The organism is Anaerolineales bacterium (assembly GCA_016928575.1).
GTDB lineage: Bacteria > Chloroflexota > Anaerolineae > Anaerolineales > RBG-16-64-43 > JAFGKK01.
This window is the reverse complement of sequence record JAFGKK010000009.1, coordinates 1-25,416: the sequence shown is the minus strand read 5'-3', so window position 1 is coordinate 25,416 and position 25,416 is coordinate 1. Positions and strand designations below refer to the sequence as shown.

Here is a 25,416-nt window from a genome sequence, read left to right as displayed (position 1 = left end):
GCCGCGTCTCCTTTACAACAGCCGATCGACCAGCGGATTGGCGAAGATCAGGATCAGCATGACCAGCAGGACGTAGATCGCCGTGGATTCCAAAAGCGCCATGGAGATCAGCAGGGTGGTGCGGATGTCTCGCGAGATGGACGGCTGGCGGGCCATGTTGTCGAGGGCCTTCTCCACGGCGCGCCCCTCCGCCAGGGCCGGAATGGCCGTTCCGAGGACGATCCCCGCTCCGGCGATGATGATGGTGACGACGAGTACCAGGGTGTTCGGATCCATTTCTGCCATGAGGTTATCCTTTTTCCTTTCGTTTTCCTTCGGCGACGGCTTCCACCCCGGCGCCGATGTAGACCGCCGCCAGCGCGGTGAAAATATAGGCCTGCAGCAGGCCGGTGAAGATCCCCAATCCGGCCAGCGGCAGCGGGACAAACAGCGGCGCCAGCGCGATGACGATCACCAGGATCAATTCCGCGCTGAAGATGTTGCCGAACAGCCGCAGGGTGAGCGAGAGCGTGCGGCTCAACTGGCCGATGATCTCCAGCGGCAGCAGGTAGATCGGCGAGGCCATGTCCTTCAGGTACCGCACCAGCCCCTTCGAACGGATGCCGAAAAAGTGCACGGAGAGGAACACCACCAGCGCCAGCGCCAACGGCGTGTTGATGTCGCGGGTGGGGGAGAGCAGGAACGGGATGAAGCCGATCACGTTGGCCACCGCGATGAAGATCGCCAGTGAGCCGAGCAGGGGCAGATAGGGCGCGGCCGGGCGCCCGAGGATCCCGCTGATCAGGTCGGCGAGAAAATCCACCAGCATCTCCAGCGCGGTCGGCTTGCGGCGGTTGATGAACGCCGCGGCCAGCAGCACCAGCAGGATCATCGCCCACGTCGCCACCACCGTATCCCGGACGGGCAGGCCGAAAACCGTGAAGACGACTTTGGGAAGCACGTCTTCCATCACCGCCTCCGAAGGCCGAGTGCGAGCGACAGCCGACCGGCGAGCCAATGCCCCGCGGCCGCCGCCACGGCGCAACCCGGACCGGTTTGCACCGCGCCCAGCAGCAGCGCCGCCGCCAATCCCATCCGCAGATAAATTCCCAGGGCGATCCGCCCCGCGGCGGATCCGCCGGCGGGATCCGCCGCCATGACGGTCCGGCGCATGCTCCAGACCCCCGCTCCGCCGCAGACAGCCCCCAGCCCGAACCACAGGATGTACAAAACCATCATCCCTCCTTGTTTCCCTCTTCCCCGTTCCAAGCTTGCGCCTCCCCCTCTTCCTCCGGCTGGTTTTCCTCCGGATTCGATTTGCGGTCCAAGCGCTTGATGAACCGCCAAAGGTTATAATAGCTGACGAACACCCCCGCCAGCAGCAGGCCGATCGTGAACGTGTGCCCTTCCCCCAGCCAGCGGTCGAGTCCGTATCCGATCAGCACGCCGCCGAAGATCGGGATCGCCAGCTCCCATCCGAGGGTCGTCGCCAGCAGAGCCTCGCGCCACAGGCCCGCCCAGAAGCCGGCGTCATCCTTGCGCGGCATCGTCCGCCTCATTCTCTCCGGAGGCCGTCCGCAAATTCCGCAACAAGCGGACCGGCGGACGGGGATCCTCCTTGCCGCCGGCGGCGAACACCGTCACCCGGTCTTTCTCCACATGCAGAATTCCGGGACCGGCCGCCATCTCCCGTTCCCGGCCGTCGGCCCCGCGGCAGATCAGCGGCGCCGAAACAGTCTCGCCCAACAGACGGTCGTGCCCGGGAAGAATCCCGATGCTGCCGTCGGTCAGAACCGCTGCGACCGCGGCCAGATCTTCGACCGACTCCACGCCCTGAGGGGTCAGGATCTCGAGGGTCAACCGGGCGGTCATGGGACGGCACCTCCCTCCTCCGTGCGGCTTTTCTCCGTCACTTCGTCGATCGTCCCGGCCATGTAGAAATGCTGCTCCGGCCGGCGGTCGTGAAACCCCCCGAGGATTTCCTCGAATCCGCGCAGGGTCTCCTCCAGCGGCACGAATTGGCCCGCAATCCCGGTGTACGGCTCCGAGACAAAGAAGGGTTGGGTGAGAAAGCGTTGGGTCCGCCGGGCGCGGTAGACGGTCCGGCGGTCCTCATCGGAAAGTTCCTCGAGCCCGAGGATGGCGATCACGTCCTGCAACTCCTCGTAGCGCGCGAGGGTGGCGATCACGTCCGAGGCGATCCGGTAGTGGCGCTCGCCGACCGCCGCGGGGGTCAGCAGGCTGCTGTTGGATTCGAGCGGGTCGATCGCCGGATAGAGACCCTGGGCCGCCAGCCGGCGCGAGAGCACGGTGGAGGCGTCCAAATGGGAGAAGGTGGCGCGCACGCCGGGGTCGGTGATGTCGTCAGCCGGAACGTAGACGGCCTGGATGGCGGTGATGCTGCCCCGCCCGGTGGTGGCGATCCGCTCCTGCAGCCTGCCCATTTCGCTGTCGAGCGTGGGCTGGTATCCCGCGTCGCTGGGCAGCCGCCCCAGCAGGGCGGAGACCTCGGCTCCGGCCTGGACGTAGCGGTAGATGTTGTCGAGGAAAAACAGAATCGGCCGGTGTTCGCGGTCGCGGAAAAATTCCGCCATGGTCAGCGCCGTCAGCGGCACGCGCATCCGCGCCCCGGGCGGCTCGTTCATCTGCCCGAACACCAGAATGGTGCTCTCGAGCACGCCGCTTTCCTTCATCTGCAGCCACAAGTCGTTGCCCTCGCGGCTGCGCTCGCCCACCCCGGCGAACACCACGATCCCCGAATGCTCGCGGATGGTGTGCCGCATCAGCTCGATCATCAGCAGGGTCTTGCCAACCCCCGCCCCGCCGAACAGGCCGACCTTTCCGCCGCGCGGGTAGGGCGTCAACAGGTCGATCGCTTTGATTCCGGTGACGATCACCTCGTCGGAAATCCGCCGCTCCTGCAGGGGGGGCGAGCCGGCGTGGATCGATTGCAGGGCGGCGTGCTTAAAGCGGGGATTGCCGTCGATCGGATGGCCCAGCACGTTGAACAGCCGCCCCAGGGTTGCACGGCCGGTCGGCACTCGGATCGGTGTGCCGGTATCCAACACCGGAACGCGGCGCTGCAGGCCGCTGGTGTTGCTCATCGCGATGGTGCGCACGGTGTACGCGTTGAGGTGCTCCTGGACTTCCAGCACCAGGCCGTGATGCTTCGGGGATTCGACGTGCAGGGCGTTGTGAATCCCGGGGAGGTTGCCGGAGGGAAATTCGACGTCGACCACCACCCCGGCCACACGGACCACGGCACCCTGTGCTTCTTCCTGCCCCTGGATTTCCTCGGCGAAATCCGTCACCGCGCCGCCTTTCGGGGCTCCCGCACTCCCCCCGCCATCCCTGAACCCGCGCGCGCAGGATCGAACCGCGCGCCGGCGGCGTGTTTGTCCAAAACGAGATCGTTCCCGGAAGCCTTTCGGCCTGGCATGAGCGTATCCCTCCTTTTCGTAACCCATTATACAAATTTTCGACGCCCCGGACCAGAAAAATTCCCCTCCGGCCGCCGTTCCGTCCCTGCGGTCCGCGGATGACGCGCCGCCTTGGGCGGACGCGCGGCGCGGACGGCCGCCGGAGCGCTCAATCTCCGGTGCCCGGCCCTTTCACCCGCGCGGAGCCGCGGCCCGGGCGGGGAGTGTGATTTATAATTCGCCGCCGGGGGCCGCAGCGGCCCGCCCCCATCCGCAATCCCATCCTCTCAGGAAAGAGGTTCCATGAAGCTCTTCGTACCGGGACGCATCTGCCTGTTCGGCGAACATTCGGATTGGGCCGGCGGCTACCGCCGGATCAACGCCGACATCGAAAAGGGCTACACGCTGATCTGCGGCACCGATCAGGGGATCTACGCCGAAGTCGAGCCGCACCCCACCTCGCTTGTCCTCTCCTCCACCACCCGCGATGGAAAACTGCACGGCCCGCAGGAGATTCCGATGCACCCCAAGGCCCTGCTGGAAGAGGCCGAGAAGGGCGGATTCTGGAGCTACATCGCCGGCGTGGCCTACCAGGTTCTCACCAACCACCACGTTCGCGGGCTGACGCTCCACAACTACCAGACCGACCTGCCCATCCGCAAGGGGCTCTCCTCCAGCGCGGCGGTCAGCGTCCTGGCGGCGCGGGCCTTCAACCGGGTCTACGACCTCAAGCTCACCGTGCGCGGCGAAATGGAACTCGCCTACATGGGCGAGATCACCACCCCCTCCCGCTGCGGCCGGATGGACCAGGGCTGCGCCTTCGGCAACCACCCCGTGCTGATGACCTTCGACGGCGACCGGATGGACACCGAGACCCTGACGGTGGAGAAGGAGCTGTACTTCGTCGTCGTCGACCTGCAATCCAAAAAAGATACCATGGAGATTCTCAACCGCCTGAACCGCTCCTACCCGATCGCCGAGAACGAGGTCGAGCGCGGCGTGCACGAACTGCTCGGACCGCTCAACAAGCGCATCGTCCACGAGGCGGCAAAGGCGCTCCACGAGGGCGACGCCGAGCGGCTGGGCACGCTGATGACCGAAGCCCAGGCGCTGTTCGACCAATACGCCGCGCCCGCCTGCCCCGAGGAGCTCACCGCCCCCGTTCTGCACAATACCCTCTCCCACCCCAGACTCCAACCGCACGTCTGGGGGGGCAAGGGCGTCGGTTCGCAAGGCGACGGCACCGCGCAGTTCGTCGCCCGCAGCCCGGCGGACCAGCAGGCCGTGATCCGGATTCTCGAGCGGGACCTGAAGCTTTCGGCCCTGGCGCTGACGATCCGTCCCACCCAGCCCATCCGCCGGGCGGTTCTGCCCGCCGCCGGATTCGGCACCCGCCTGTTTCCCGCCTCGAAGGCCACCAAGAAGGAGCTCTTTCCGGTCGTCGACCGGGACGGGATCGCCAAGCCCGCCATCCTCTACGCCGTCCAGGAGGCGCTCGACGCCGGGATCGAGGAGATCATCGTCATCGTCCAGCCCGACGACCTTGACGATTTCCGAGCCTTTTTCAACGACCCGGTCTCGGTCGAGAACTTCAACAAACTGCCGCGGCACTTCCAGGAGTACTCCGGCCGGATCCTCGACATCGGCAAGCGGGTCACCTTCGTGGTCCAGAAGAACCAGGAGGGCTTCGGGCATGCGATCCACTGCGCCCGCGAGGCCGTCGGCGGCGAGCCCTTCCTGCTGATGCTCAGCGACCACCTCTACCGCTCCGCCGGCGAAAAAACCTGCGCCACCCAGCTGATCGAGGCCTACCAGCGCTACGGGACCAACATCCTCGGCCTGCGCAGCACGCCCGAGGAGCGGATCGCTAATTACGGCACCGTCGGCGGCGTGTGGATCGAGGACGACCGGGTGCTCAACATCAGCGAGTTCGCCGAAAAGCCGACCGTCGATTACGCCCGCACCAACCTGCGCGCGCCGGGAATGCCCGAAGGCGAATACCTCACCGTCTTCGGCCTCTACATCGTCAAGCCGGGAATCTTCGAGATCCTCGAGGACCACATCCGCAACAACGTCCGCGAACGGGGCGAGTTCCAGCTCACCTCGGCGCTGGACCGGCTGCGCCGCGAGGACGGGTTTTACGGCCTGATCATGGACGGCACGCGCTTCGACATCGGCCTGCCGGACGCGTATTTGGAGAGTCTGGCGGCGTTCCGGCGGGGATGAATCCGACGATGGACCGCGGACGACGGACCAAGGACCATCGTCGAGGATAATCGCCCGATTTAATTTTTCCCAACTCATGCGGGGCGGTATTCGGGGCGCTAGAGCCCGAGTCGGGGTTAAGGCCGAGTCGGTCTTAAGACCGACTCGGCCTTAAGGGCGGCTAGGCGATGGAAACCATTTTTCCCCGATTTCTTTCTTGAGACAAGGATTTTTCTTCCCCTAAAGAGGAGAAAAAAACGCGGTTCAATGCACCGGATCGGTCGTCATTCCCCGCATGTTCTTTGCAGGAATCCAGGATTTTACAAGAACACACGCCCATGATGCCTAGCGGGGTACTGAAAAAGGCGGGGGCTGTCTTTGCGAGCCTCGCCCCGTCTTCGCCGCGGCGAAGCCGGGGGAGCGAAGCGACGAAGCAATCTCCTTGTTTTTCAGAAGGAGGAGATTGCTTCGCCCCCTCCGGTCGCCCCCGCTGAACGAGGACAGGCTCGCAATGACACTGTCAATAGCTAGTTACAGTGCCCTGCTAAGCGGGTATGACGTTCATTTTCCCATTCGAAGGCCGATTTTTCCTCGCCGCGCTCGGGACCTGGACGATGGGACGGGATGGCACCCCCTACGGCTTCACCTTGTACAGCCCCGGCGCGATCCTCTCGACGGTTCCGAAGCATCTCAGAATCCCGAGATCCTCGGCCGTGCTCGCCGGCCGGTTCACCGTCACCACCGTCGTGTACGGATGGCGCGTCACCGATTCGCAGGTGAAAACGCCCTCCACCTCGGGGATGATCGTCAGGCCCTTGCGCCCGGAAAACAGGAACATTTCCGGATACCAATCGTCCTGGAGCAGGATGATGTATTCGTCCTCAGGCGTGATCTCCGCCACCTTCGCCGCAACTGCGATAAACGTGTCGTCGGTGTAATCCACTTCCTGACTCACCGTGTTGAGGATAAACGCGTACTTTTCATGGCCCGCCAGCAGGATGAAGGCGAAGAGGATGGCGGAAAACACGTGTCCCCAGACATGCCGCTCCAGCAGGAACCGGTACAACGCGTAGATCCCGAATCCGATCAGGATGCTGAGGAACGCGGCTACCGCGATGTAGTAGTACTCGTGAAAATATAAATTAAAGAAGATGAAGACCGTCAGCAGGGTGCCCGCCAGCGCCGAACCGAACACGCAACGGCTTTTGGGCGGCAGGCGGCGCAGGCAGGCGACGCCCAGGACCGGAAACAGGATCACCGGCCCGAAGAGGAAATAATTCCTCAGGTTGGTGAACTTGCCCGTCCACTCCGTGTAGCTCAGCTTCTGGCTCCAGGTCCCGTACCACCAATCGCTGGAATTCGCCGAGGTCAACCAGACCGTGTAGGGGTTGGCCTGTTTGACGGCGTCTTCCAGCCGCACCCAGAGGATCTCGGCGGCCAGGGGCAGCAGCGCGATGCCGGCCAACAGCACAAGCGGCCCCGCGTGCCTCTTCAGCATCCCGGCCAATGTGCGCGGCGAGAGAAAATCCTTCGGCGCCATCCCCCATTGCCGCAGGCCGTCCAACGCCATCAGCACCGCCGGGATCGCGACAATCGGCATGGTGGTGATTTTCACCATCGCGCCGAGGATCCCCGAGATCGCCGCGAGCGAAAAGCGCGGAAGGCTGCGGGGCGCCGCCAGCCATTCGTGGATCCAGTAAAGGTAGCTCATCGCCAGCAATACCGAAAAATAATCCGGAAGGATCTCCGTGCTGTAGCGGATGTTGAACGGCAGCCAAAGGTAAACGGTCAGGATGATCAGGATCAGGGACTTGCTTTCGAGGAATTTCTGGCACAGCAGGACCAGAAAAAGGGCGGTGGCGTAGAAGACCATCAGGCTCACCAGCCGGGCCGAAAGAGTCAGGTCGATGCCGGTGAGGTTGGCAAACACGGTGCAGAGCGCCTGATACAGCGGAAATTCCAGCGGCACCTGCCAGGGCGGGCCGAACACCGGGGTTTGATAGTGGAACAGGTCGATGCCTTCCTTTTGAAACCAGAGGGAAGAGAGGAGGGTGTGGGAAGAACGCCACCAGGAGCTGATGTGGTCGAGGAACGGCAGGCGCGGGAGGAGCGAGAGGGCCGCGTTGAAGAAGCAGGCGTAGGCGAAATACCGTCCGCCGGCGTTTTGCGCGCCGCGCGCTTTTTGGAGGCTTCGTTCCAGCAGGAACACCCCGGCGGCGGCGGCACCGAGGCCGGCCAGGGCGGCCAGGATTTTGTAGTGCCCCCAGCCCGGCCGCGGGTATCCGGCCAGACCGGCGGCTAGGGCGGCTGCAAACGCCAAACCGCCGAGCGCCGTGAGCACAATGCCAATGCTTCGTTTACCCATATCCTCTCCTCGTTCCGTCTCCAGGATGAAATGGCTTCCGCGCCTGTCCGGATTGCCCGTCGGGTGGAATGATACTCCGCAGCCGCCGAAGGCGAGTATAACAAGATGCTCCGCCGCGGGGCAAATTCCAAAATTCCGCGGGAATCCATCTCCGGCCGCCTTCCGGCGGGCTTTAGTGTATAGAATAGAATCACGCCCGGCGATTGACGTGTGAGAAAACCGCTGCGCCGGCGCGGCGGCGGCGCAAGGAGAGAACCGGAGGAGACGCACGATGGCGGAGAACAACCGGATCGGGATCGACGGAACGCGGACGACCTTTCTCGGCGTGGGCGGATGCGGGTCAAACGTGATCCGCCGGATCAGCCGGCAGGCGCCGCCCGAGGTGCGCTTTGCGGCGGTCGACACCGATTCGAAATCCCTGTTGCTCTCTCCGGCGGCGGCCTCGCTGCAGATCGGGAAGAAGGCGGTCCGCGGCCAGGGAGCCGGCGGGGATCCGCGCCTGGGGCGCAAGGCCGCCGAGGAATCCGTCGCTGCCCTGGACGACCTGCTCAAGAGAACCGACCTGCTGTTCGTCGTCGCCGGATTCGGCGGCGGCACGGGCACCGGCGCCCTCCCCGTCGTCGCCGAGATCGTCCACGAGCTGGCGATCATCCCGCTGTTCTTCGTTTTCACTCCGGCCGATTTCGAAGGGCTGCGCCGCGCTCATATCGCCCGGGAAGGCCTGGAACGGATTCGCGCGCTCCCCGAGCGCGCGCGCGACGTGATGATCATCCCCAACGCCGAACTGCTGCGGAAATTTCCTCCGGATACGCCGATGCAAACGGCGCTGGCCGGCGCCGATTCGTTCATCCTGAAGGGCGTGGAGGATTGGCTCAAGGCGTCCGCCGAAAAGAACAATCCGCGGCTCGATGCCGGCGAGGTGCGGGCGCTGTTCGCCGGGATCGAAGATCCTATCCCTTATTCCTTTTAATAGAGCCATCTCCGGCCGGGAGTCCTCTTCGCCACCGGCTGGGCGGCGGCGCAAACCCGATTCGCTGAACGAGGGCTTCCAATGCTCGGTGGGGAAATTCGGTTCGGCCGACTTCCAACGGATGCTCTTGCCGTTTTCAGAAAGTGCCGGGTAGATCAGCGCCCCCATCCCGCATCCCTCCCGCCGATAAATCCATCATCCGCCGGCGCTTTCCGCCGGCCGGCTCGCCGCGCAGCCAATGGACCGCTTTCCGCCGCTGTTCCCAGGGAACCGCGTTTTCCTGGAGAAGCCGCAGCACCGACCGGGCCGGGTCCGGATCGCATGATTCGCACTGCGGAAACGCCTCCAGGATCGGATCGAGAGCCTCCGGCCCCGCACAGGCGCATCGCTCCCATTGCTCGGTCGCAATCCAAAAATCGATCTCCTCGGCGCGGGTTTCCGGCCGCCAGGAAATCTTCGGCAGCGGCCGATCGCGCATCGCGGGAATCGGCGGGAACCCGGTTTGGATCGCCCGGCCGGTCATCCACCGCACGCCGGGGTCCGGATCCGTCAGCGCCTTGCGGATCAGCGCGCGGGTCATCCCGTCGATGAGCCACAGCGCTTCGAAGGCGGCCCTCCGGATCCCCGGATCCTGCGACCCGGCGAACGTCCCCATCGCCTCCCGCGCGTCCGTTCCCTCCAAACAACCGAGCGCGCGGACCGCGGTGGCGCGCACGTCGGGATCGGGATCCGCGGTTGCTTTGCGCAGCGGCTCCCGCGCCCGCCCGTCGCCAATTTCACCCAGCGCCTGCGCCGACCGAAACCGGACTTTGGCCGATCCGTCGCTGAGAAGCGAAAGCAAACCTTCCAAGATGCAGGGATCGCTGCAATAACCCAATTCCATGGCGGCCCTGGCGCGAACCTGCGGATTCCGGTGCTGCAGCGCCCGCACCAGGGGAGCCAAACCGGGTCCGCCGATCACCGCCAAACCGATGATTGCGCCGTCGACGATGAAAACGTCCTTATGGTTCAGCAGCTTCACCAATACCGGTACGATCCGCTCGTCGCCGATCCTTCCCAGGTTTTCCCCCGCCGCGGAGCGCAATTCCTCCCATTGGGCGGGCCGCCGCAGCGCTTTGAGCAGCGGACGGACGGCGCGCCGGTCGCCGATCTCGCCCAGCTTCGTCGCCGCGGTCATGCATACGTACAGATCCGGGTCCTCCAGCGCGCGGATCAACGCCGGCACCGCCCGCCGATCGCGCGTCTCGGCCAACTCCTTCACGGCGCGGCAACGGATCCCGGCCGCGGATTCGCTTCTTGTGTCCCTTCCGAATTCCATCCGCTTCAGGAGGGAGGATACAGCGCGCGGGTTTTCGACGGTTTCCGGAAGCGGCGGATCTTCGGGATTCATGAGGGTGCCTCCGCAAGAGGTTGAACCGACATCAGGCGAGTATTTCAGTATACGCAACCGTGGCGGCTTCGGGAATTAATATTTTTCGATCAGGATAAAAAAGGGGCAAGCCCTTTTCCGGCATGGAATCCGTGGAGAAGGAACGGGGGGCCGTATTTGTTAAATCGAATCAGGAGCCGCCGCGCACGGCGGCGGCCGCCGGACCGGTCAGCGGATGCTGCGGATCGCCTGATACAGCGGCCGCAGCCGCGCATACAGCTTCAGGTAGGCTTCCCGGTACAGCTCCTCGTATACCTCGTGGAAGTACGGGTCGGGTTCGAAGGTGTCGCGGATGCGGGTCATCTCCCTCACCGCCGTGGGGAAATCCGGATGCACCCCGGCGCCGACGGCCGCGTCGATCGCAGCCCCCAGTCCGCTGGCCTCGTAGACGTGCGGCCGGCTGGCGGGCAGGCCGAAGACGTTGGCGGTGATCTGCATCGCCGCCCGGCTCTGGCTCCCCCCGCCCGCCACGCGCAGCGCGCGGATCGGAACCCCGCTGCGCTTGGCGGTGCGCTCGGCCCCCTCGCGCAGCGCGTAGGCCAGCCCTTCGAGGATCGCGCGGTAGATGTGGGCGCGGGTGTGCACGTCGCCGAAGCCCACGATCGCACCGCGCGCCTCCGGGCCGGGCGAGCGCAAGCCCGGCGACCAGTAGGGTTGCAGCACCAGGCCCTGCGAGCCGGGCGGGACCGAGTTCACCAGCTCGTCGAACAGCGTTTCCGGCTCCACCCCGCGCTCCTCCGCGATCCGCTGCTCGCGCAGGCCGAACTCGTTCTTGAACCAATTCACCATCCAGTAGCCGCGGTTGATCTGCAGCTCCAGGTCGTAGGCGCCGGGCACCGCCGAAGGATAGGGCGGGATCAGCGGAGTGATTTCGACGTAGCGCCGGTGGGTGGTGTTGATCGTGGCCGAGGTGCCGAAGCTTAGGCAGCCGAATTCCGGTTGGATGCATCCGGCACCGAGCACCTCGCAGGCCTTGTCGGCCGCGGCGGCGATCAGCGGCAGGCCGGCGGGGATTCCGGTGGCTTCCGCCGCCTCCGGCGTGATTTCTCCCAGCACCCCGGCCGCCGGCACGAGCTCCACCAACAGGTCCCGGCTGATCGGCAGGGCTTGCCACTTCCAATCCCAACCGGCCGCCCAAGCCTGCTTCTGATAATCGAACGGCATGTACCCCACCTGGCTGGCCACCGAATCGACATACTTGCCGGTTAACCGGTGGACCAAATAGCCGGAGAGGAACAGGTATTTATGGGTCTTCTCCGCCACTTCCGGCTGGTTCGTGCGGATCCAATTCCACTCCGCCTCGGCCTGCAGGTAGGCCACCGTCTCGCTCGCCCCGGCCAGGGCGAACGCCGCGCCCCACAAGCCGCCCACCGGAGCCAGGCCCTCGGTCCGGCGCTGGTCGAGCCAGACGATCGCCGGCCGCAGCGGCTTGCCGTCTTTGTCTATGTTGATCATCGTCGAACGCTGGGTGGTCACCGCCGCCGCGGCGATGCTGGACCGGTCGACGCCATCCATCCGCCACAACCCCTGGCAGGCCTTGCACAACGCATCCCAATACACATTCGGATCCTGCTCGGCCAGCCCGGGCGCGGCCGAGTAATACGGCTCGTACGGCACCCGCTGTTTGGCGAGCAGGTTCCCGCGCGGATCGAAAATCAGCGCGCGCACGCTTTGGGTTCCGTTGTCGATGGCGAGCAGGTTCTCAGGCGTCATCATCACTCTCCCATTTCCGCGTTTGTGGACGGCGACGCTTCGCCTTTGCCGCCGTATGGTTTGTCATTGCGAGGAGCCCCGACGCAGTCGGGGCGACGAAGCAATCCCCTCCGCAGAAGCGGGTGTCATTGCGAGAAGGCTTCGGGAACAGGGTCTGCGTTCCCGCAGCCGACGAAGCAATCTCCTCCCTATGGAATAGGATCGGGATTGCTTCGTCGGCCCTTCGGGCCTCCTCGCAATTACAAGGTTCTTAGTTCCCGCCGCCGTGTTTTTTCGTCGTCATTCCCGCATCCCCCACCGCTTCTCGCGCTGCTCCGCGCTCAGGTCCAGCCCGAGGGTCCCGCCGGGATTGAGCACGCCGCCCGGGTCGAAGTGCGTTTTGAGCGCCCGGACCGCGTCGAGGCAGGCCGTTCCGATTTGTTCTTCCAGCCATGGCGCGGTCTGCTTGCCGATTCCATGATGGTGGCTCATCGCCGCGCCGGATTTCCGGATCGCCTCCAGCACGCCATACTGGATCTTCAGGTATTCCCCGATGTCGGCGGCGCGGGCGATGAAGATGAAATACAGGTTGGCGCCCTGCGGATAGGCGTGGGAAAGATGGGTCATGCAGATAGTCCGCGGCCGGCTCTTGACAAAGGCGCGCACTTGCGCGTGCACGGCGGGGATCTGGTCCCAGCGCGCGGCGCACTCGAGCGTGTCGATCATGATCCCGAAGTCCATCAGGTCCTCGCGCAAGTAGGGGTCGGTGAAGCGGGTCTTCTCCCACCTGCGGGTCACCCCGAAGAGAGTGAGCGGGAACGCGCCGCGGCTCCGCGCCAGGGCGGAAATTTTCCGCTTCACCGTGCGCGCGTAGTCCGCGTCGCCGTCGGCCGATCCGAGCATCAGGCAGCGCCGCATCGGCGTGTAGCCGAGCGCCCGCAGCAGGCTGTCCGCCGGCGTGCCGTGGATGTGGTACATCCGCAGCGCCACGTCGGTCTCCTCCGGATCCGAGAGGCGGAAGACCGAGGGCAGGCCGAACTCGCCCTGCAGCGATTCGCGCGCCGCGTCGAGCCCCTCCTCCCAACTCGGAAACAGGAAGCTGAAGCGGCGGGTGTTCCGCGGCGCATGCCGGAAGACGCGCAGGGTGGCCGCGGTGAGCACGCCGAAACAGCCTTCCGAGCCCATCAGAATCTGATCGATGTTCGGTCCGGTGGCGCAGCGCGGAAAGCCCGGCGTGGAGAGTCGGCCGCGCGGCGTGGCGTATTCCTGGGCTAGGACGATATCCTCGATCTTGCCGTAGTAGGTCGAATTCTGCCCCGCGCCGCGCGTCACCACCCAGCCGCCGACGCTGGAATACAGGAACGATTGCGGAAAATGGCCGCAAGTGTAGCGCCGCCGGGCCCCGAGCCGTTCCGGTGCGGCGTTGAGGATCGCCTCAAGGTCCGGCCCCGTCATCCCGGCCTCGACGGTGATCATCTGGTCGGTCTCATTAAAAGAAACGACCCGCTTCATGTGCCGGCCCATGTCGAGGCTTACCCCGCCCTTGACCGCCTCCGCGCCGCGGGTCACCCCCGAGCCGGCGCCGCGCACGTAAAGCGGGATCCGCTCCCGGCTGCAATACTCCACAACTGCCCGGACTTCCTCCGCGCTGCGCGGCGCCAGCACCACATCCGGAAGGTTTTCGACGACGTGCGCGCGCAGCCGCAGCGCGTCGATCGCCGCCCCGGCGTAGGAGGCGCGGGTGCGGTCGTAGGTCGCGGTGCTGACGTTCTCCGCCCCGGCGATCGCCTCCAGCGCCCGCAGATGCGCCTCATCCAATCCGCACTTCTCCGCGGCATCGAACGGTTCGAAGCCGGTGCGCCGCGGCTGGGCGAAATCCGCATCGTCCATCCCCAGGGTTTCCTTCAGCACCGCCAGCATCCCGCGGTTCGGGTGCCGGTATCCGGCCGGATCGCCCCATTTGAAGAGCGAACGGTAGGAACGGGACGGCGGGGGCTTTTCGATCCAAGCAGGGGAGACGTCGCCTTCAGTCATGGACCTCCATTAAGAAAACCGGCCGAATGGTCCCGCCCCGATTTGCCGAGCCGGAAGGATTGCGGCCTTAAGCCTGGCCGGCGATCCGCCCGCCCCGGCGCGGGTCAAGCCGTGGATCCGCCCCGCTCGGTTTCGCCTCGCGGGCCTATCCGATCACCTTTGCTCCCGCAGGGAGTAGGACCGCCGCCACAACGCGCGGTAGGATTGCAGTTCCACGTTCCAGCGCATGTCGTCCCACCCGAGGATCGGCTTGCACAGGTCGCGGATCCGGATCATCTCGCCGTCGGCGCCTTCCGGAAGGAGCAACCCCAAACGCGTCCGCCGCAGAAGCAGATCGTCGAGGTGGATGACGTCCTCGGATTGCGCCGCCCAGCGCAGTTCGGCCCACAGCGTCGGCGAATCCCCCACCGGTGAAAGCTCGCCGGCGGCCGCCCCGCGGAGCACCTCGGCGGCGTCGTGTCCGTGGCGCCCGAGCAGGCGCACCTGCAGGCCGGGGCTGAGCCCGGCTTCTCCGGCCAATCCGATGAACTCCTCTTTTTCGGGTTTGTCCAACGCGCGCAGGCGGCGCTGGGGACGCGGGCTCTCGGGTAGGCGCCGGCGGACGAACCCCAGAGTTTTGCGAGCCATATGGCGGAACGTCGTCAGCTTACCGCCGGTGATCGTCACCAGGCCGTCCTCATCCATCAGGATTTCGTCGCGCGGTTCCTTCGACGGATCCGCCCGGCCGGTGTCGAGAACCGAACGGACCCCGGTTTGGGTCGAACGCACATCGTCCGGCGAAAGCCCCAGGCCGCCGAACGCCCGTCCGACCGCTGCCATCAGGTATTCCGTTTCGGGTTCGCTGATCCGCGGATCTGTCTCCATCGGGTCGCGGCAATCGATGTCGGTGTTGCCCACCAGCGTCACTCCCTCCCAGGGGAAGGCGAGGATGTATCGCCGGTCCTTCGGATGTTGAAAGGTGATCTGCCGGTCGAGGGGCAGTTTTTCCCGCGGGAAAAAGAGGTGGCTGCCGCGCAGGCGGCGCAGGCGCGGGCGCCGTCCGATCTGCCCACGCAGCTCGTCGGCCCAGGCGCCGGTGGCGTTCACCACCACCTCGGCCAGCACATTGGCCGTGCGGTCGCCGATCATATCCAGAATCTGCGCGCCGCACACCTGTCCGCCGCGGTCGCGCAACAGACCGTAGGCGCGCGTATAGTTAAGCGCCGCGCCTCCGGCGCGCACCCCTTCCCGGATCACCCGCAGCACCAGCCGCGCGTCGTCGGTTTGGGCATCGAAGAAACGGTAGCCGCAGGCCAGCAAGCGGCAATCCGCGCACGGGCAGAGGCGCTGGACCGCGGTAGGCGATTTGCGCACGTGCTGCCATTTTCCGGCCAGGATGTCGTAAACCGTCAATCCGGCGCCGATCACCCAGCCGGGCGGAAAATCGTCGCGAAAACTTAGGAGCAGGATCTTCAGCGGATCGACCAGCCCGCGGCCTTCGCGCAGCAGCCGCTGGCGTTCCCGCACCGACTGCAGGGTGAGCATAACCTGCCCGGTGTTGAGGTAGCGCAGGCCGCCGTGGACCATCTTTGAGGATCGGCTCGAGGTCCCGGAGGCGAAATCGTGCGTCTCCACCAGTAGCGCGCGCAGGCCTTCTTGCGCGGCTTCGCGCAGGATTCCCGCCCCCACGATCCCGCCGCCGATGACGAGGATGTCCCACGGTCCGGCGATGCGGTCCCAAATCTCATCGCGCCGGTCGGTTTGCGGCATATCTGCACCTCCGTTTCCGGAGGATATTGTACCCAAAGGGGGGAGCGGAAGGATAGCGGGGGAACCCTTGCCGACCCTAAGGGTTCCCAAGGTTTGCGGCAACCCTTGGGAACCCTTAGGGTCGGGATCTTCATTTCTTCGTGCTGAAGCCGATCAGTTTGTACAGCCAGCACCAGCCGGTCAACCCGGACAGCATGAGCATCACGCCGACGACAAGCAGGATTCATCCCCAAGTTCCGGCCGTTACGCCCCCCAGCTTCAGCCCCGCTAAAACGGCGCCCAAAACGACCCGGATGACTCGGTCAACCTTCGATTCATTTGCTTGAAAATGGCGCTCATGACAAGCCTCCTTTTGGCTTGAGGTTAACGTGTTGGATGCCGGTTGGGGGGAAAGGGAACCAGGAAATCCGACCATCGACGATGGGCCAAAGCCGGATTATCTCCTTGGCGATGGGCAATAAACGGGGGAAAGCCACGCTACACTCTCGAAGAAAATTCCCGCGTGAATGCGCGTCCATCGTCCAAGGTCCACCGTCTATCGTCCGGTTTTCCAGACGGTCGCTCGTCGCTGATCGATTGTCTTATTTCATATAGTCCGATAAATCCAGCGACTTGTACAGCCTTTCCCGCGCCCGCTCCGGCATATCCGGCTGGGGAAGGCGATGGTAAAGGTCGATGGTTCGGCGCAGGGAGTCGATCACCACCCGGCAGTTGCGGCATTCGGCCATGTGGCGTTCGATTTCCGCGCACAGCTCGGGGGCCGCTTCGCCCTCGGCGTAGAGCGAAAGTTCTTCCAAGAGGTTTTTGCAGAATTCATGGTTCATCGTTCCGCCTCCGCGCCCGCCGCCGGAGCGGCGAAGTAGGCCGTCAAGCGCTCGCGCAGCCATAGCCGCGCCCGGTGCAGGCGGGTCTTGACGACGTCCTCCGAAACGTTTAACGCAGCCGCCGCTTCCTCGGTCGAAAGGTTCTCCAATTCGCGCATCACGAACGCCGCCCGCAGCTTCTCCGGCAGTTCCCGCACCGCCCGCTCGAGTTCCGCACGGGCCTCGGCCCTCTCCAATTCCGCCTCCGGATGATCGCGCCAGTCGAACAACGCCTGTGGAACGGTCGCGCCATCCTCCGGATCGGCCGCCTCATCCACCGCAACCGTCTCGGGAGCAGTGCGCCGCAGACGCATCAGCGCCGCGTTGTAGGCGATTCGGTAGAGCCAGGATCGCAATTGCGACCGGCCGTCGAACCGGTCGATCCCCTTGAACGCGCTCAGAAAAGTCTCCTGGACCACATCCTCGGCATCGGACTCGTTGCGCATCATCCGCAGCGCCAGGCGGTAGATGCCTGGCGCATGAATCTCCACACATTCCGCGCAGGCGCGTTGATCGCCGGCGCGGACCCGTTCCAAGAGCGCGGATTCGGATCTAGTATGGTCCATAGATTTGGATGCCGTTCCGCCGGAAACGTGACGCCGGCCCCGCCCCCACCGCCCGCAATCACCGGTTTTTGCTTTCCCGCCGGTTTTGTCACCTTTCCCCGGCACCGGCATTTAACATAAGGAAAAACCCGAGAACCCGGAGGAACGATGAACGTACCGATTCACGTGACCGACCCCGCGTTTGAAAAGACCGTCCTGCAATCGCCGATGCCGGTGCTGGTGGATTTCTGGGCGCCGTGGTGCCTGCCCTGCCGGATGGTGGCCCCCGCCCTCGAGAAGCTGGCCGAGGTATACGCGGGCCGGTTGGTGGTGGCCAAGGTGAACACCGAGGAGAATCCGGAATGGGCGATGCGCTACGGCATACAAGGCATTCCCACGATGTTGATTTTCCAAGGCGGCCAAGTAGTGCACCAGCAAGTCGGCGCACTGCCGTACCCGTACCTGCGGCAAATGGTCGAGCAGGTTCTGGCGAAGGCCCCTCAATCTCAGCTGAATTGAAAAAGTCCGACCCTAAGGGTTCTTAAGGGTCGGGGGGAACCCTTGGGAACCCTTAGGGTCGGGTTTCCCCCGCCTCGAACGCCTTGAGGTCCGCCACCGCCTTGTCGGTGTTCACCAGCGGCAGGATGATCAGCCCCATCACGAAGAAGAAAATCAGCGAGAGGATCGCCGGCCGCAGGCTGCCGAAGATCTGATTGACCAGCCCGAACAGCATCGGGCCGATCCACGACGTGCCGCGCTCGCTGACTTCATAAAAGGAATAATACTCGGCTTCCTTGCCGGCCGGGATCATCTGGGCGAACAGGCTGCGGCTGATGGCCTGCGAACCGCCCATCACCAGTGCGATGAACCCCCCCAGGACGAAGAACTCCGCCAGCCGCGATTCTCCGTACATCCCGCCGTAGGCGTAGATCACCACCCCGGCCCAGATCACCAGGCTGAGGACGATCGAGCGCTTCGCCCCCATCAGCTTGGCCAGCCGGCCCCAAAGCAGCGCGCCGAAGAAGGCCACGAACTGGATCATCAGGATGACGATCGTCAACTGCTCCTGCTTGATTTCCAGCCCGCCGCGCAGCAGCGGCGCCGCGGCGAAGGTGGCCGAGACGGCGATCACGGTTTGGATCCCGTCGTTGTACAGGAAATACGCCACCAGGAACTTGAGCGTTTCGGGGAAGTTCTTCATTTCACGGATCGTGGACCACAACTGCTTGAATCCGACGCTGGCGTAGGTCTCGCCCTGCGGCAACGGCCTGCGCGCGTAGCGCGGATGGAGCCGCAGCCAGGTGAAGAAGGAGAATCCCAGCCACCAGATCCCGGCCGAGGCCAGGTTGATCCGCACCGCCAGGTCGGTGGGCACGCCGAGCTTGTCGCGCAGCATGTAAAAGGCCAGGTTCAGCACCAGCAGCAAGCCGCCGCCGAGGTAGCCCATCGCCCAGCCGAAGGAGGAAACCCGGTCGCGCTGGTCCGGACTGGCAATGTCGGGCAGGTAGGCGTTGTAGAACACGATCGCCGCGCCGAAGGCCAGGTTGGCGATCATATAGAGCAGGCCGCCGAGCCACCAAACCGGCGCGGTGGTCAGGAACAACGCGATGGTCGCGACGGCGCCGGTCACGGCGAAGAGCTGCATCAACTGCTTGCGCAGGTGCGAGTAATCGGCGATCGCGCCGAGGATCGGCAGGAACAGGACCTGCAGGCCGACCGAGATCGACACGCAGTAGGGAAAGAAGGAATCCGGCGCAATGGGGATGCCAAGCAGCCGCGCCATCCCGTCCTGCGCCCCCTCGGCCGCCTGGGCCGCCAGGCTCGCCACGTAAGGGCCGAGGAAGACGGTGCCGACGGTCGTCGAGAAGGCGGAGTTCGCCCAGTCGTACATCGCCCAACCGTTGATTTCGCGCTTGTCGTTGACCGGTGCGGGGCTCGCTTGCACTTTGGTGGTCATGAGGACTCCTTGTGCGAGGGCTTGGGACTCGGCGGAGCCGCGCTTCACCCAACCGGCCGCGGGAAAAAGCCGGTCGGATCCGCCCCGGAAAACCTCCGGAGCCGCGGCACCGCCACATTCCCCTGCTTCAACAGTCTGCTAAGTTTACCAGCAGTCGTCCGATCCTGCCGGGTCTCCGCCCGGCGGCATGTCCATGTCGCCCGGTCTTTTCCTCCGCTTTCCTCGAAGCGGCAGATAGAGTGACCGGAAAGCCGCGGGAAGCGCCAAGATCCTGAGACCATACGAGAAGCCGGCCAGGCAGGGGAAAGCGGAATATCTTCATGCACCGATGCAAATCCTTCCCCGGACATAGGATGACAAGAAAGCGGCTTTACCCCGCTGCTGCGGGATGATGAGGAATACCTCGCGCCCGCCCTCACGCCTGCCCCCCGGCCCGGCCCAGCCTTCTTGCGCCCGCCCTCGGCATGCTCTATGTTGGGGGAAGCGGAGTCCGGGGCGGGCTCGCGAATCGGGGGAAGCGGGATCAGCGGGAGGCTTCCCGCGCTGTGGGTTATTCTCCGTGTTCTTCGGGCTGTTCTTCGTGCCGTTTTGCAGATCCAAATATCCGGCCTCAACCCGCCGGCGCTCGCTCCCGGACCGCGAACAGCGCCGTTCCCGCCAAGCGCAGGACCGCCGCCGCGACCAATGCGCCCCCCAGCCCGATTCCTTCCGCGAGCAGCGTTCCGAGCAAAGGGGCCGCCACGGTCGGGAGGTAGGTGAACAACTGGGAGAAGGAGACGAACAGCGCGCTGTACTCCTCCGGAATCGTCTTCATCAATTCGTCGAAGAGCACCAGGTCGACCCCCGCTTGGAACATGCCCATCAATCCGGCCAGTAGTGCGATCACCTCCACCCGGCGGGTAAAGGCCACCAGCAGCGGGAACAGCCCCACGCCGAACGTCGTCGCCAGCAGGACGAACCGCGAGCCGCGAACCCGCGATTGGCGCGCCCACAACGGATACCCGGCCAGCATCACCACCGTCGTCACCATGCTGATCGCGCCGATCCAGGAATCCGACGCCCGGATGGTGCGCACGTAGTACAGCGGCAGGATCGGCTGGGCAAGTGTGACTCCGGCGAAGAACACAAACCGCTTGAGCGTGAACGAGAGAAAATCCGGCCGCGAACGGACCAAGCGGATGTAGTCCCGCAGCGTATTCCGCCAGGAGGCGCCTTTGGCCGCCGGCTGCGAGGCGCGCTCCGGGAGCACGATATGGCTGGAAAACCTCAGGCTGATCAATCCGCCGACGGACAACGCCAGGAAGACCGCCTGGTAGTTGACCGGGAAGGCGATCCGGTCCAGGACCGCGCCGGCGGCGAGGACGAAGACTGCGCTGGTGAATCCGAGGATCGTCCAGCGGCGGCTGAGCAGATCGTAGCGCCCGCCCGGCCCGGCCACGGCGTTCATCACCACCGAGAAGGCGACGTTGACGAGCGTCTGCGGAATCGTCGCCGCCGCCCAGATTCCGATCACGGCCGGAATGAGCCACTCGCGCGGGACGAGGAACGGCGCGGCGCCGGTGGCGGCGTACGAGGAAACGACCAGGAAGCGCGAGAAGCTGAACCAGGGGACGATGTTGCGGCGTGCGTTGAGGAAGCGGCCGATGGCGAGGGCGAAGATCAATCCGGCCACGGCCGGCATGACGGTCAGCAGGCCGACTTCGAACGCGCCGGCGCCAAGCCGTGCCAGGAATACCGGCAGGAAAGGGGTGGCGGCGGCGGAGAGTCCGATCCCGACCGCGTCGACCTGGACGTTGCGGTAGTTGTCGCGGGCGGTCCTATCCAACCCCGGCGGATAGGCGAACTGCGCCAGCCGCCCCCCCACCGCCTCGCGCAGGGTCTTCAGCCTGCGGTCATCGAGAAACCACGGATTCATCCCGCGATGGACTCCCTAGAAATTGCACGGGGCTGTCCAAAGGAGGCAAAGGCATCCTCCGGACTGTCAAGCCCGTTCGTTGCGTGCGGGGGGCCTGTTCGGAAAACCCCGGATCCCGGCGCGGATTCCGCCGGGATGGCGATCACCAGATTGCGGAGCTTACACCAGCAATAGCGTTCCCGTTCATAGCCAGCAGGCCCGAAAGAGCGCCTCGTCTATTATACGATCGGCGGGAAAGGGAGACCGCGGCGCCGTCAGCCACGGATATTTGCGGATTCGGCTTTCCTCCGCTTCAGGTATACGATTCCTACGACAAGGAAATACAAAACCTCCAAACCGCAAATCAACCCGAGCAGGATCATCTGGTATTTGTGCAGACCCAACTCCACCAGCCAGGCGGGAAGCGGCGGCGTCAACTCCTCCGCGGCCGCGTCCAGCGAGACCAATCCGGAATCGCACGTCCAGAGCTTTCCATCGGGAGCTTGGACCATCGCGCAGTCGCCGATCCCGATCTGAAAATTGGAGTCCTCGTCGGTGTAGCGGACGACTTCCACGGCCGATTCCCCGCGGACGACGTAGGCGGCGGCCGTATCTCCGATGCCGATGTCCGCCGTGCGGTAGTGGCCGACAACCCAGATCCTTCCTTGCAGATCGACCTCCATGCCTTCCACGCCCTGCTCGAACGTGCCGGGGAATTCGGCCGTGGCGCTCCACTGCCACTCGCCGGCGCCGGCATCCCAATGTCCGAATGCCAACGGACCCGAGGAATAGCGCATATCTCCGGGAGCCAAATCCAAATCCCGTGCAACCCACAACGTTTCCTCCGACGAAACCGTAAAGCCCAGGAAGAACCGTGTGGAAAACGGGAGCGGTCCGCCGACGGCGGCCCAATGCCCCGCCGCAAACCGGTAAAAAGAAACCGGTTTCGTCCCGCTTCCCGCCGCCAGCACCGGCCCGGAAGGAAAGCCCCGGAAGGAAACCGGTTGAAGGTCGGCTTCGGCCAACGCGTCCGGGATGGGAAGGGAATCGCAGTGGATCGAACCAAGATTGCAGGACCAAAATCGGTATCCGTCTTGCTCCGCAGACAGGTATACCAGGGAATATTTATAAACCGCATATCCCAGGTACCGGGGAACATCCCCCGGAAGCGCGAACGTCCGCCATTCGGCCCCGTCCCATATCGCCACATAGGATTCGAATATCACCGCCGGGTTCCCGCCCGGATCGCCCCAAACGCCAAGGATGTCGTAGGAACTGTCGTCATCCTGAAAAACCGCCGCGGGAAAATTCCAATATTGCGCGGATCCGTCCCGGATTACTCCGATGCGCGCATCCTCGGATGCCAGGGTGTAATCGGCGAACCAAACGTCGCCGGTATCCTGGGCCGAAACGGTCCGGTAGTGGGTGTGCAAATCCCACGGCACGGCGTTCCGCCAAGCGCCGAACTGCCGGAGGACATCGACCGCCATGCTTTGGCCGGCGTTGAGCAACAACCCCGCCAGGATCGCGATCAGGACCGGATAGAGGAGCTTGTCGTACTTGCGAAAACGGGTAAGCGCATTCCCCAGGTCGGGCTCCATCCTGCCGGGCGGAAGGCGCCGCTCCAATTCCGCAAGCAGCCTTTTTTCTTTGCCTTCATACAGAAACGGCGTCAGCCGCAGGGGTTTCGATCCGGCGATTTCCAGGATCAATTCGCCCCGGACTGTTCCCCGCTTCGCCGTCAGGACATCCTCATAGCGGTATTCGGATTCCTTCTTTCCTCTCCAGGTGAACGATCGGATTCGGAAAGTGGATTCCAGGAATTCCAACCGAAAGGAATGGCAATTACATGCGCGGATGGCGGTAAGAAAAGCGACAAAGGTGAATCCCAATCCTAAAAAAACGAGAACGGCGGCAATTCCGCAAGGAAGGAGACGCAGATCCCCCGGCAGGCCGATACCGCAAATTGCCAAAACGGCCCAGAGAAAGAACACCGGCATGGCGGCGCAGATCAGCGCCGAAAAGACCATCAATCCGCGTTGGACCTTCGAAAAGCGAAGCGTCATATTCGTCATCATGGCCCCCGAGGGAAGAAATGGATTAAAATTATTGTAATCCGGATGGGAAAAGCAGGGCGGGCCGGTGCAGCAACAGCCCACCCTAGTAAAGACGGTTCGGAAATTTCCTATCCGCCTTTCCCTTCCGCCTTCACGATCTTTTTCTCTTCCCGTTTCATGACCGCCTGCACGATAAAATAAGCGGCCTCAACGACAAACAGCACTCCCAATAAAACAAACATTACCGTGGTGTTATCCAAATCGGCGATCCAAGCCGGGAGCGGCGCCGGCAGATCCTCGGTTGTGGCGTCGAGTGAGACCAGGGCGGAATCGGCCGACCACAATCTGCCGTCAGGCCCCTGCACGATCCCGCCTTTCTGTAGATTGGAGTTTGAATCCGTATAGCGAACGACCAGGTCGGCAAATTCATCGTGAACAACATAGGCTGCGGCCGCGTATCCAAGACTCACCTTCGGCGTTGTATACCTCCCGTAAATCCATATTCGTCCCCGTGGATCCACGGTGATGCCGTCGATTTCTTGAGCGAGGCCCTCAGGAAATGGGTTCACTGCATACCAATGCCATTCGTTCGCAGCGGCATCCCAATGGCCGAATGCCAGGGGACCGAGGCGGTAGTCCCGGATATGACCACCCGTGGAAAAACCTCTCAACACCCACAGCGTCCCATCGCCGGAAAATGTCCAGGCTAATAAAGAGTTTTCGTTCAGATCCAACGGGCCGGCGACGGGATCCCATCTTCCGTCCTCGTTTCGATAGAAGGTGATCGGCCCTTCCTCCGGGCCGGCGACGATCAAGGAACCGCCGTAGAAGACCAGGTTGGCGCCGGGCGCGGCGATCACCTCCGGAACGGGAAGGGTATCGCAACCCTGCGCTTCAAAGGGACACGACCGGAGCTGGTAAATCCCATCTTCATATTGGATGAAGCGCAAGACATCCTCGGAGATGGAAATCCCGCGCGACCAATAAAAATCCCCCGGGATCGGCTTGCGAAGCCATTCTGTGCCCGTCCAGAAGAGGACCGCCTTATCCAACAACAGAACCGGATTGCCTGTGGAATTGCCGAACACCGCCCTTGTGCCGTAAACCTCAAGGTCATCCGCCAGCGCTTCGGACGGAATATCCCAACGATCGACGGAACCATCAAGCAGGCGGCCGACTTGGACGGCGTCGGAATTTACATTCTTCGTAACAAACCAAACGGCGCCGTGTTTGTCAACCGAAAAAGCCCGATAGAACGTGCCCCATTGGTGGGAAACCGCATTCGGCCAGCCGAAATACGGACGCACCAGATCCAAGCCCGTCAACAAAATAACCAACGAAAATAACAGCACCTGCATGCCGATCTGCAGGGAGTAAGAGAGCTTGTCGTACTTTATAAAAACCAACAGCGCCTGTTCCAACCCGGGTTCGATTTTTTCCGGAAGGCGTTTTTCGAATTGCGCGAGCAACCGCTTTTCCCGGCCCTCATACACAAACGGGGTGAGTTTCAACGGCAACTTTTTGGCGGCTTCGACGATCACCTCGCCCCGGCCGATCCCCCGCGCGATCCGGATGATCTCCGCATACGGATACTCCTTGACCTTCTTCCCCCTCCAGGAGAAGGAAGTCACCCGGAAGGACGTTTCGGCAAAATCGATTCGAAACAGGAGCGCGTTCAGCGCCCGGATCACTAAGACGAGGCTTGCCCATAAGAGTAGTCCGACTAGGGCGGCGTTGATCCAAGAAAACAAGTCGTATCGGAGTCGACCCGTTTTCCCGAAAAACAACTCGGCGAAGAACCCCAGCGCGGCGAGAAAAACCAACGCCGCCAGCGCCAGATTAAACCGCTGCCATTTTGTGAAACGGACCGTTGCGGCGTTCATGGATGCCCCCTTGAAGAGGATTGGTAAGTTTTTATCATATCACAGATATACCGAAACGCAGATCAGCATCCAACGCCTAGCGTCCCGCGCCGCACGCTTTCCTTTTCCCGCCGCAGGACGGATCGGCGCATCGCGGATTCGATTTGAGGAATTCCGGCAGGGCGGTTGGGGAACGATCCGCCCGCCGAAATTCGGTCGGACCGCTTCATGGGGTGGGTTGGCACCCCTCCAACCCACCCTACTCTTTTTTTCTGGTGGTTTGGCACCCCTCCAACCCACCCTACTTTTTTTTCTGGTGGGTTGGCACCCCTCCAACCCACCCTACTCTTTTTTTCTGGTGGGTTGGCGCCCCTCCAACCCACCCTACTTTTTTTT

22 protein-coding genes are annotated in these 25,416 nt (G+C 63.8%); 4 read left to right on the top strand and 18 right to left on the bottom strand.

The annotated features are described in order from the left end of the window. Positions 1 to 12: 12 nt before the first annotated feature. The 6 genes from atpE to JW929_01365 are packed head-to-tail and all read right to left on the bottom strand — an operon-like array spanning position 13 to position 3,446. Positions 13 to 285: an ATP synthase F0 subunit C gene (gene atpE, locus JW929_01390; GenBank protein MBN1438035.1), complete on the bottom strand. Its 273-nt coding sequence runs from the start codon at positions 283 to 285 to the stop codon at positions 13 to 15. 4 nt (positions 286 to 289) lie between these two features. After that, positions 290 to 949 (bottom strand): F0F1 ATP synthase subunit A, encoded by a 660-nt coding sequence (gene atpB, locus JW929_01385; GenBank protein ID MBN1438034.1) that lies wholly within the window; start codon positions 947 to 949, stop codon positions 290 to 292. Then, complete coding sequence (locus JW929_01380; GenBank protein ID MBN1438033.1) at positions 949 to 1,215, bottom strand: hypothetical protein; 267 nt, start codon at positions 1,213 to 1,215, stop codon at positions 949 to 951. Before JW929_01380 ends, atpB begins: the two co-directional genes overlap by 1 nt. After that, positions 1,215 to 1,526 (bottom strand): AtpZ/AtpI family protein, encoded by a 312-nt coding sequence (locus JW929_01375; GenBank protein MBN1438032.1) that lies wholly within the window; start codon positions 1,524 to 1,526, stop codon positions 1,215 to 1,217. The genes JW929_01380 and JW929_01375 overlap by 1 nt, the downstream gene beginning before the upstream one ends. Next, positions 1,510 to 1,851, bottom strand: a complete 342-nt coding sequence (locus tag JW929_01370; protein MBN1438031.1) for a hypothetical protein — start codon at positions 1,849 to 1,851, stop codon at positions 1,510 to 1,512. Before JW929_01370 ends, JW929_01375 begins: the two co-directional genes overlap by 17 nt. Then, positions 1,848 to 3,446: a F0F1 ATP synthase subunit beta gene (locus JW929_01365; GenBank protein ID MBN1438030.1), complete on the bottom strand. Its 1,599-nt coding sequence runs from the start codon at positions 3,444 to 3,446 to the stop codon at positions 1,848 to 1,850. The genes JW929_01370 and JW929_01365 overlap by 4 nt, the downstream gene beginning before the upstream one ends. 255 nt (positions 3,447 to 3,701) lie before the next feature. On the opposite strand from JW929_01365, the gene JW929_01360 reads away from it, so the two are divergent. Continuing rightward, positions 3,702 to 5,624: a GHMP kinase gene (locus JW929_01360; GenBank protein MBN1438029.1), complete on the top strand. Its 1,923-nt coding sequence runs from the start codon at positions 3,702 to 3,704 to the stop codon at positions 5,622 to 5,624. A 613-nt stretch (positions 5,625 to 6,237) separates the two neighbouring features. Here the strand turns inward: JW929_01360 and JW929_01355 are convergent. Continuing rightward, the gene (locus JW929_01355; GenBank protein MBN1438028.1) at positions 6,238 to 7,968 is read right to left on the bottom strand and encodes a hypothetical protein; all 1,731 of its coding nucleotides are present in this window, start codon (positions 7,966 to 7,968) and stop codon (positions 6,238 to 6,240) included. 271 nt (positions 7,969 to 8,239) lie between these two features. Here JW929_01355 and JW929_01350 point away from each other — a divergent pair, with 271 nt between their 5' ends. Beyond that, complete coding sequence (locus tag JW929_01350; GenBank protein MBN1438027.1) at positions 8,240 to 8,938, top strand: hypothetical protein; 699 nt, start codon at positions 8,240 to 8,242, stop codon at positions 8,936 to 8,938. Positions 8,939 to 9,074: 136 nt separating this feature from the next. Here the strand turns inward: JW929_01350 and JW929_01345 are convergent, their stop codons facing one another. The 7 genes from JW929_01345 to JW929_01315 all read right to left on the bottom strand — a co-directional run bounded on the left by JW929_01345 (position 9,075) and on the right by JW929_01315 (position 17,271). Then, positions 9,075 to 10,328: a HEAT repeat domain-containing protein gene (locus JW929_01345; protein ID MBN1438026.1), complete on the bottom strand. Its 1,254-nt coding sequence runs from the start codon at positions 10,326 to 10,328 to the stop codon at positions 9,075 to 9,077. Positions 10,329 to 10,535: 207 nt separating this feature from the next. Further along, positions 10,536 to 12,080, bottom strand: coding sequence for an FGGY-family carbohydrate kinase (locus tag JW929_01340; GenBank protein ID MBN1438025.1), 1,545 nt, complete (start codon positions 12,078 to 12,080; stop codon positions 10,536 to 10,538). A gap of 279 nt (positions 12,081 to 12,359) precedes the next feature. Beyond that, complete coding sequence (locus JW929_01335) at positions 12,360 to 14,093, bottom strand: FAD-binding oxidoreductase (protein MBN1438024.1); 1,734 nt, start codon at positions 14,091 to 14,093, stop codon at positions 12,360 to 12,362. 153 nt (positions 14,094 to 14,246) lie between these two features. Then, positions 14,247 to 15,842, bottom strand: coding sequence for a glycerol-3-phosphate dehydrogenase/oxidase (locus JW929_01330; GenBank protein ID MBN1438023.1), 1,596 nt, complete (start codon positions 15,840 to 15,842; stop codon positions 14,247 to 14,249). A 130-nt stretch (positions 15,843 to 15,972) separates the two neighbouring features. After that, complete coding sequence (locus JW929_01325; GenBank protein MBN1438022.1) at positions 15,973 to 16,044, bottom strand: hypothetical protein; 72 nt, start codon at positions 16,042 to 16,044, stop codon at positions 15,973 to 15,975. A gap of 379 nt (positions 16,045 to 16,423) precedes the next feature. Next, positions 16,424 to 16,666, bottom strand: a complete 243-nt coding sequence (locus tag JW929_01320) for a zf-HC2 domain-containing protein (GenBank protein MBN1438021.1) — start codon at positions 16,664 to 16,666, stop codon at positions 16,424 to 16,426. Then, complete coding sequence (locus JW929_01315) at positions 16,663 to 17,271, bottom strand: sigma-70 family RNA polymerase sigma factor (protein MBN1438020.1); 609 nt, start codon at positions 17,269 to 17,271, stop codon at positions 16,663 to 16,665. The genes JW929_01320 and JW929_01315 overlap by 4 nt, the downstream gene beginning before the upstream one ends. 147 nt (positions 17,272 to 17,418) lie before the next feature. Between JW929_01315 and trxA the strand changes: the two genes are divergently transcribed. Continuing rightward, positions 17,419 to 17,769 carry a thioredoxin gene (gene trxA, locus JW929_01310; GenBank protein ID MBN1438019.1) on the top strand — a complete coding sequence of 117 codons (351 nt, stop codon included), beginning with the start codon at positions 17,419 to 17,421 and terminating at the stop codon, positions 17,767 to 17,769. 52 nt (positions 17,770 to 17,821) lie between these two features. Here trxA and JW929_01305 read toward each other — a convergent pair whose 3' ends face one another. The 4 genes from JW929_01305 to JW929_01290 form a co-directional block, all read right to left on the bottom strand. Then, positions 17,822 to 19,207, bottom strand: coding sequence for an MFS transporter (locus JW929_01305; protein ID MBN1438018.1), 1,386 nt, complete (start codon positions 19,205 to 19,207; stop codon positions 17,822 to 17,824). 610 nt (positions 19,208 to 19,817) lie between these two features. Next, positions 19,818 to 21,122, bottom strand: coding sequence for a hypothetical protein (locus tag JW929_01300; protein ID MBN1438017.1), 1,305 nt, complete (start codon positions 21,120 to 21,122; stop codon positions 19,818 to 19,820). A 254-nt stretch (positions 21,123 to 21,376) separates the two neighbouring features. Further along, positions 21,377 to 23,167, bottom strand: a complete 1,791-nt coding sequence (locus tag JW929_01295; protein MBN1438016.1) for a hypothetical protein — start codon at positions 23,165 to 23,167, stop codon at positions 21,377 to 21,379. Positions 23,168 to 23,286: 119 nt separating this feature from the next. Continuing rightward, positions 23,287 to 24,699, bottom strand: coding sequence for a hypothetical protein (locus tag JW929_01290; GenBank protein MBN1438015.1), 1,413 nt, complete (start codon positions 24,697 to 24,699; stop codon positions 23,287 to 23,289). A gap of 55 nt (positions 24,700 to 24,754) precedes the next feature. On the opposite strand from JW929_01290, the gene JW929_01285 reads away from it, so the two are divergent. Next, a partial coding sequence (locus JW929_01285) for a hypothetical protein (GenBank protein MBN1438014.1) occupies positions 24,755 to 25,416 on the top strand: 662 nt, incomplete at its 3' end.

Excerpts from the sequence above, each read along its gene's own strand:
- JW929_01315 (MBN1438020.1), bottom strand. The coding sequence starts at position 17,271 with ATGGACCATACTAGATCCGAATCCGCGCTCTTGGAACGGGTCCGCGCC.
- JW929_01300 (MBN1438017.1), bottom strand. The coding sequence starts at position 21,122 with ATGAATCCGTGGTTTCTCGATGACCGCAGGCTGAAGACCCTGCGCGAG.
- JW929_01345 (MBN1438026.1), bottom strand. The coding sequence starts at position 10,328 with ATGAATCCCGAAGATCCGCCGCTTCCGGAAACCGTCGAAAACCCGCGC.
- JW929_01360 (MBN1438029.1), top strand. The coding sequence starts at position 3,702 with ATGAAGCTCTTCGTACCGGGACGCATCTGCCTGTTCGGCGAACATTCG.
- JW929_01375 (MBN1438032.1), bottom strand. The coding sequence starts at position 1,526 with ATGCCGCGCAAGGATGACGCCGGCTTCTGGGCGGGCCTGTGGCGCGAG.
- JW929_01335 (MBN1438024.1), bottom strand. The coding sequence starts at position 14,093 with ATGACTGAAGGCGACGTCTCCCCTGCTTGGATCGAAAAGCCCCCGCCG.
- JW929_01330 (MBN1438023.1), bottom strand. The coding sequence starts at position 15,842 with ATGCCGCAAACCGACCGGCGCGATGAGATTTGGGACCGCATCGCCGGA.
- JW929_01380 (MBN1438033.1), bottom strand. The coding sequence starts at position 1,215 with ATGGTTTTGTACATCCTGTGGTTCGGGCTGGGGGCTGTCTGCGGCGGA.
- JW929_01365 (MBN1438030.1), bottom strand. The coding sequence starts at position 3,446 with ATGGGTTACGAAAAGGAGGGATACGCTCATGCCAGGCCGAAAGGCTTC.
- JW929_01295 (MBN1438016.1), bottom strand. The coding sequence starts at position 23,167 with ATGACGCTTCGCTTTTCGAAGGTCCAACGCGGATTGATGGTCTTTTCG.
- trxA (MBN1438019.1), top strand. The coding sequence starts at position 17,419 with ATGAACGTACCGATTCACGTGACCGACCCCGCGTTTGAAAAGACCGTC.
- JW929_01305 (MBN1438018.1), bottom strand. The coding sequence starts at position 19,207 with ATGACCACCAAAGTGCAAGCGAGCCCCGCACCGGTCAACGACAAGCGC.
- JW929_01350 (MBN1438027.1), top strand. The coding sequence starts at position 8,240 with ATGGCGGAGAACAACCGGATCGGGATCGACGGAACGCGGACGACCTTT.
- atpE (MBN1438035.1), bottom strand. The coding sequence starts at position 285 with ATGGCAGAAATGGATCCGAACACCCTGGTACTCGTCGTCACCATCATC.
- JW929_01340 (MBN1438025.1), bottom strand. The coding sequence starts at position 12,080 with ATGACGCCTGAGAACCTGCTCGCCATCGACAACGGAACCCAAAGCGTG.
- JW929_01370 (MBN1438031.1), bottom strand. The coding sequence starts at position 1,851 with ATGACCGCCCGGTTGACCCTCGAGATCCTGACCCCTCAGGGCGTGGAG.
- atpB (MBN1438034.1), bottom strand. The coding sequence starts at position 949 with ATGGAAGACGTGCTTCCCAAAGTCGTCTTCACGGTTTTCGGCCTGCCC.
- JW929_01355 (MBN1438028.1), bottom strand. The coding sequence starts at position 7,968 with ATGGGTAAACGAAGCATTGGCATTGTGCTCACGGCGCTCGGCGGTTTG.
- JW929_01320 (MBN1438021.1), bottom strand. The coding sequence starts at position 16,666 with ATGAACCATGAATTCTGCAAAAACCTCTTGGAAGAACTTTCGCTCTAC.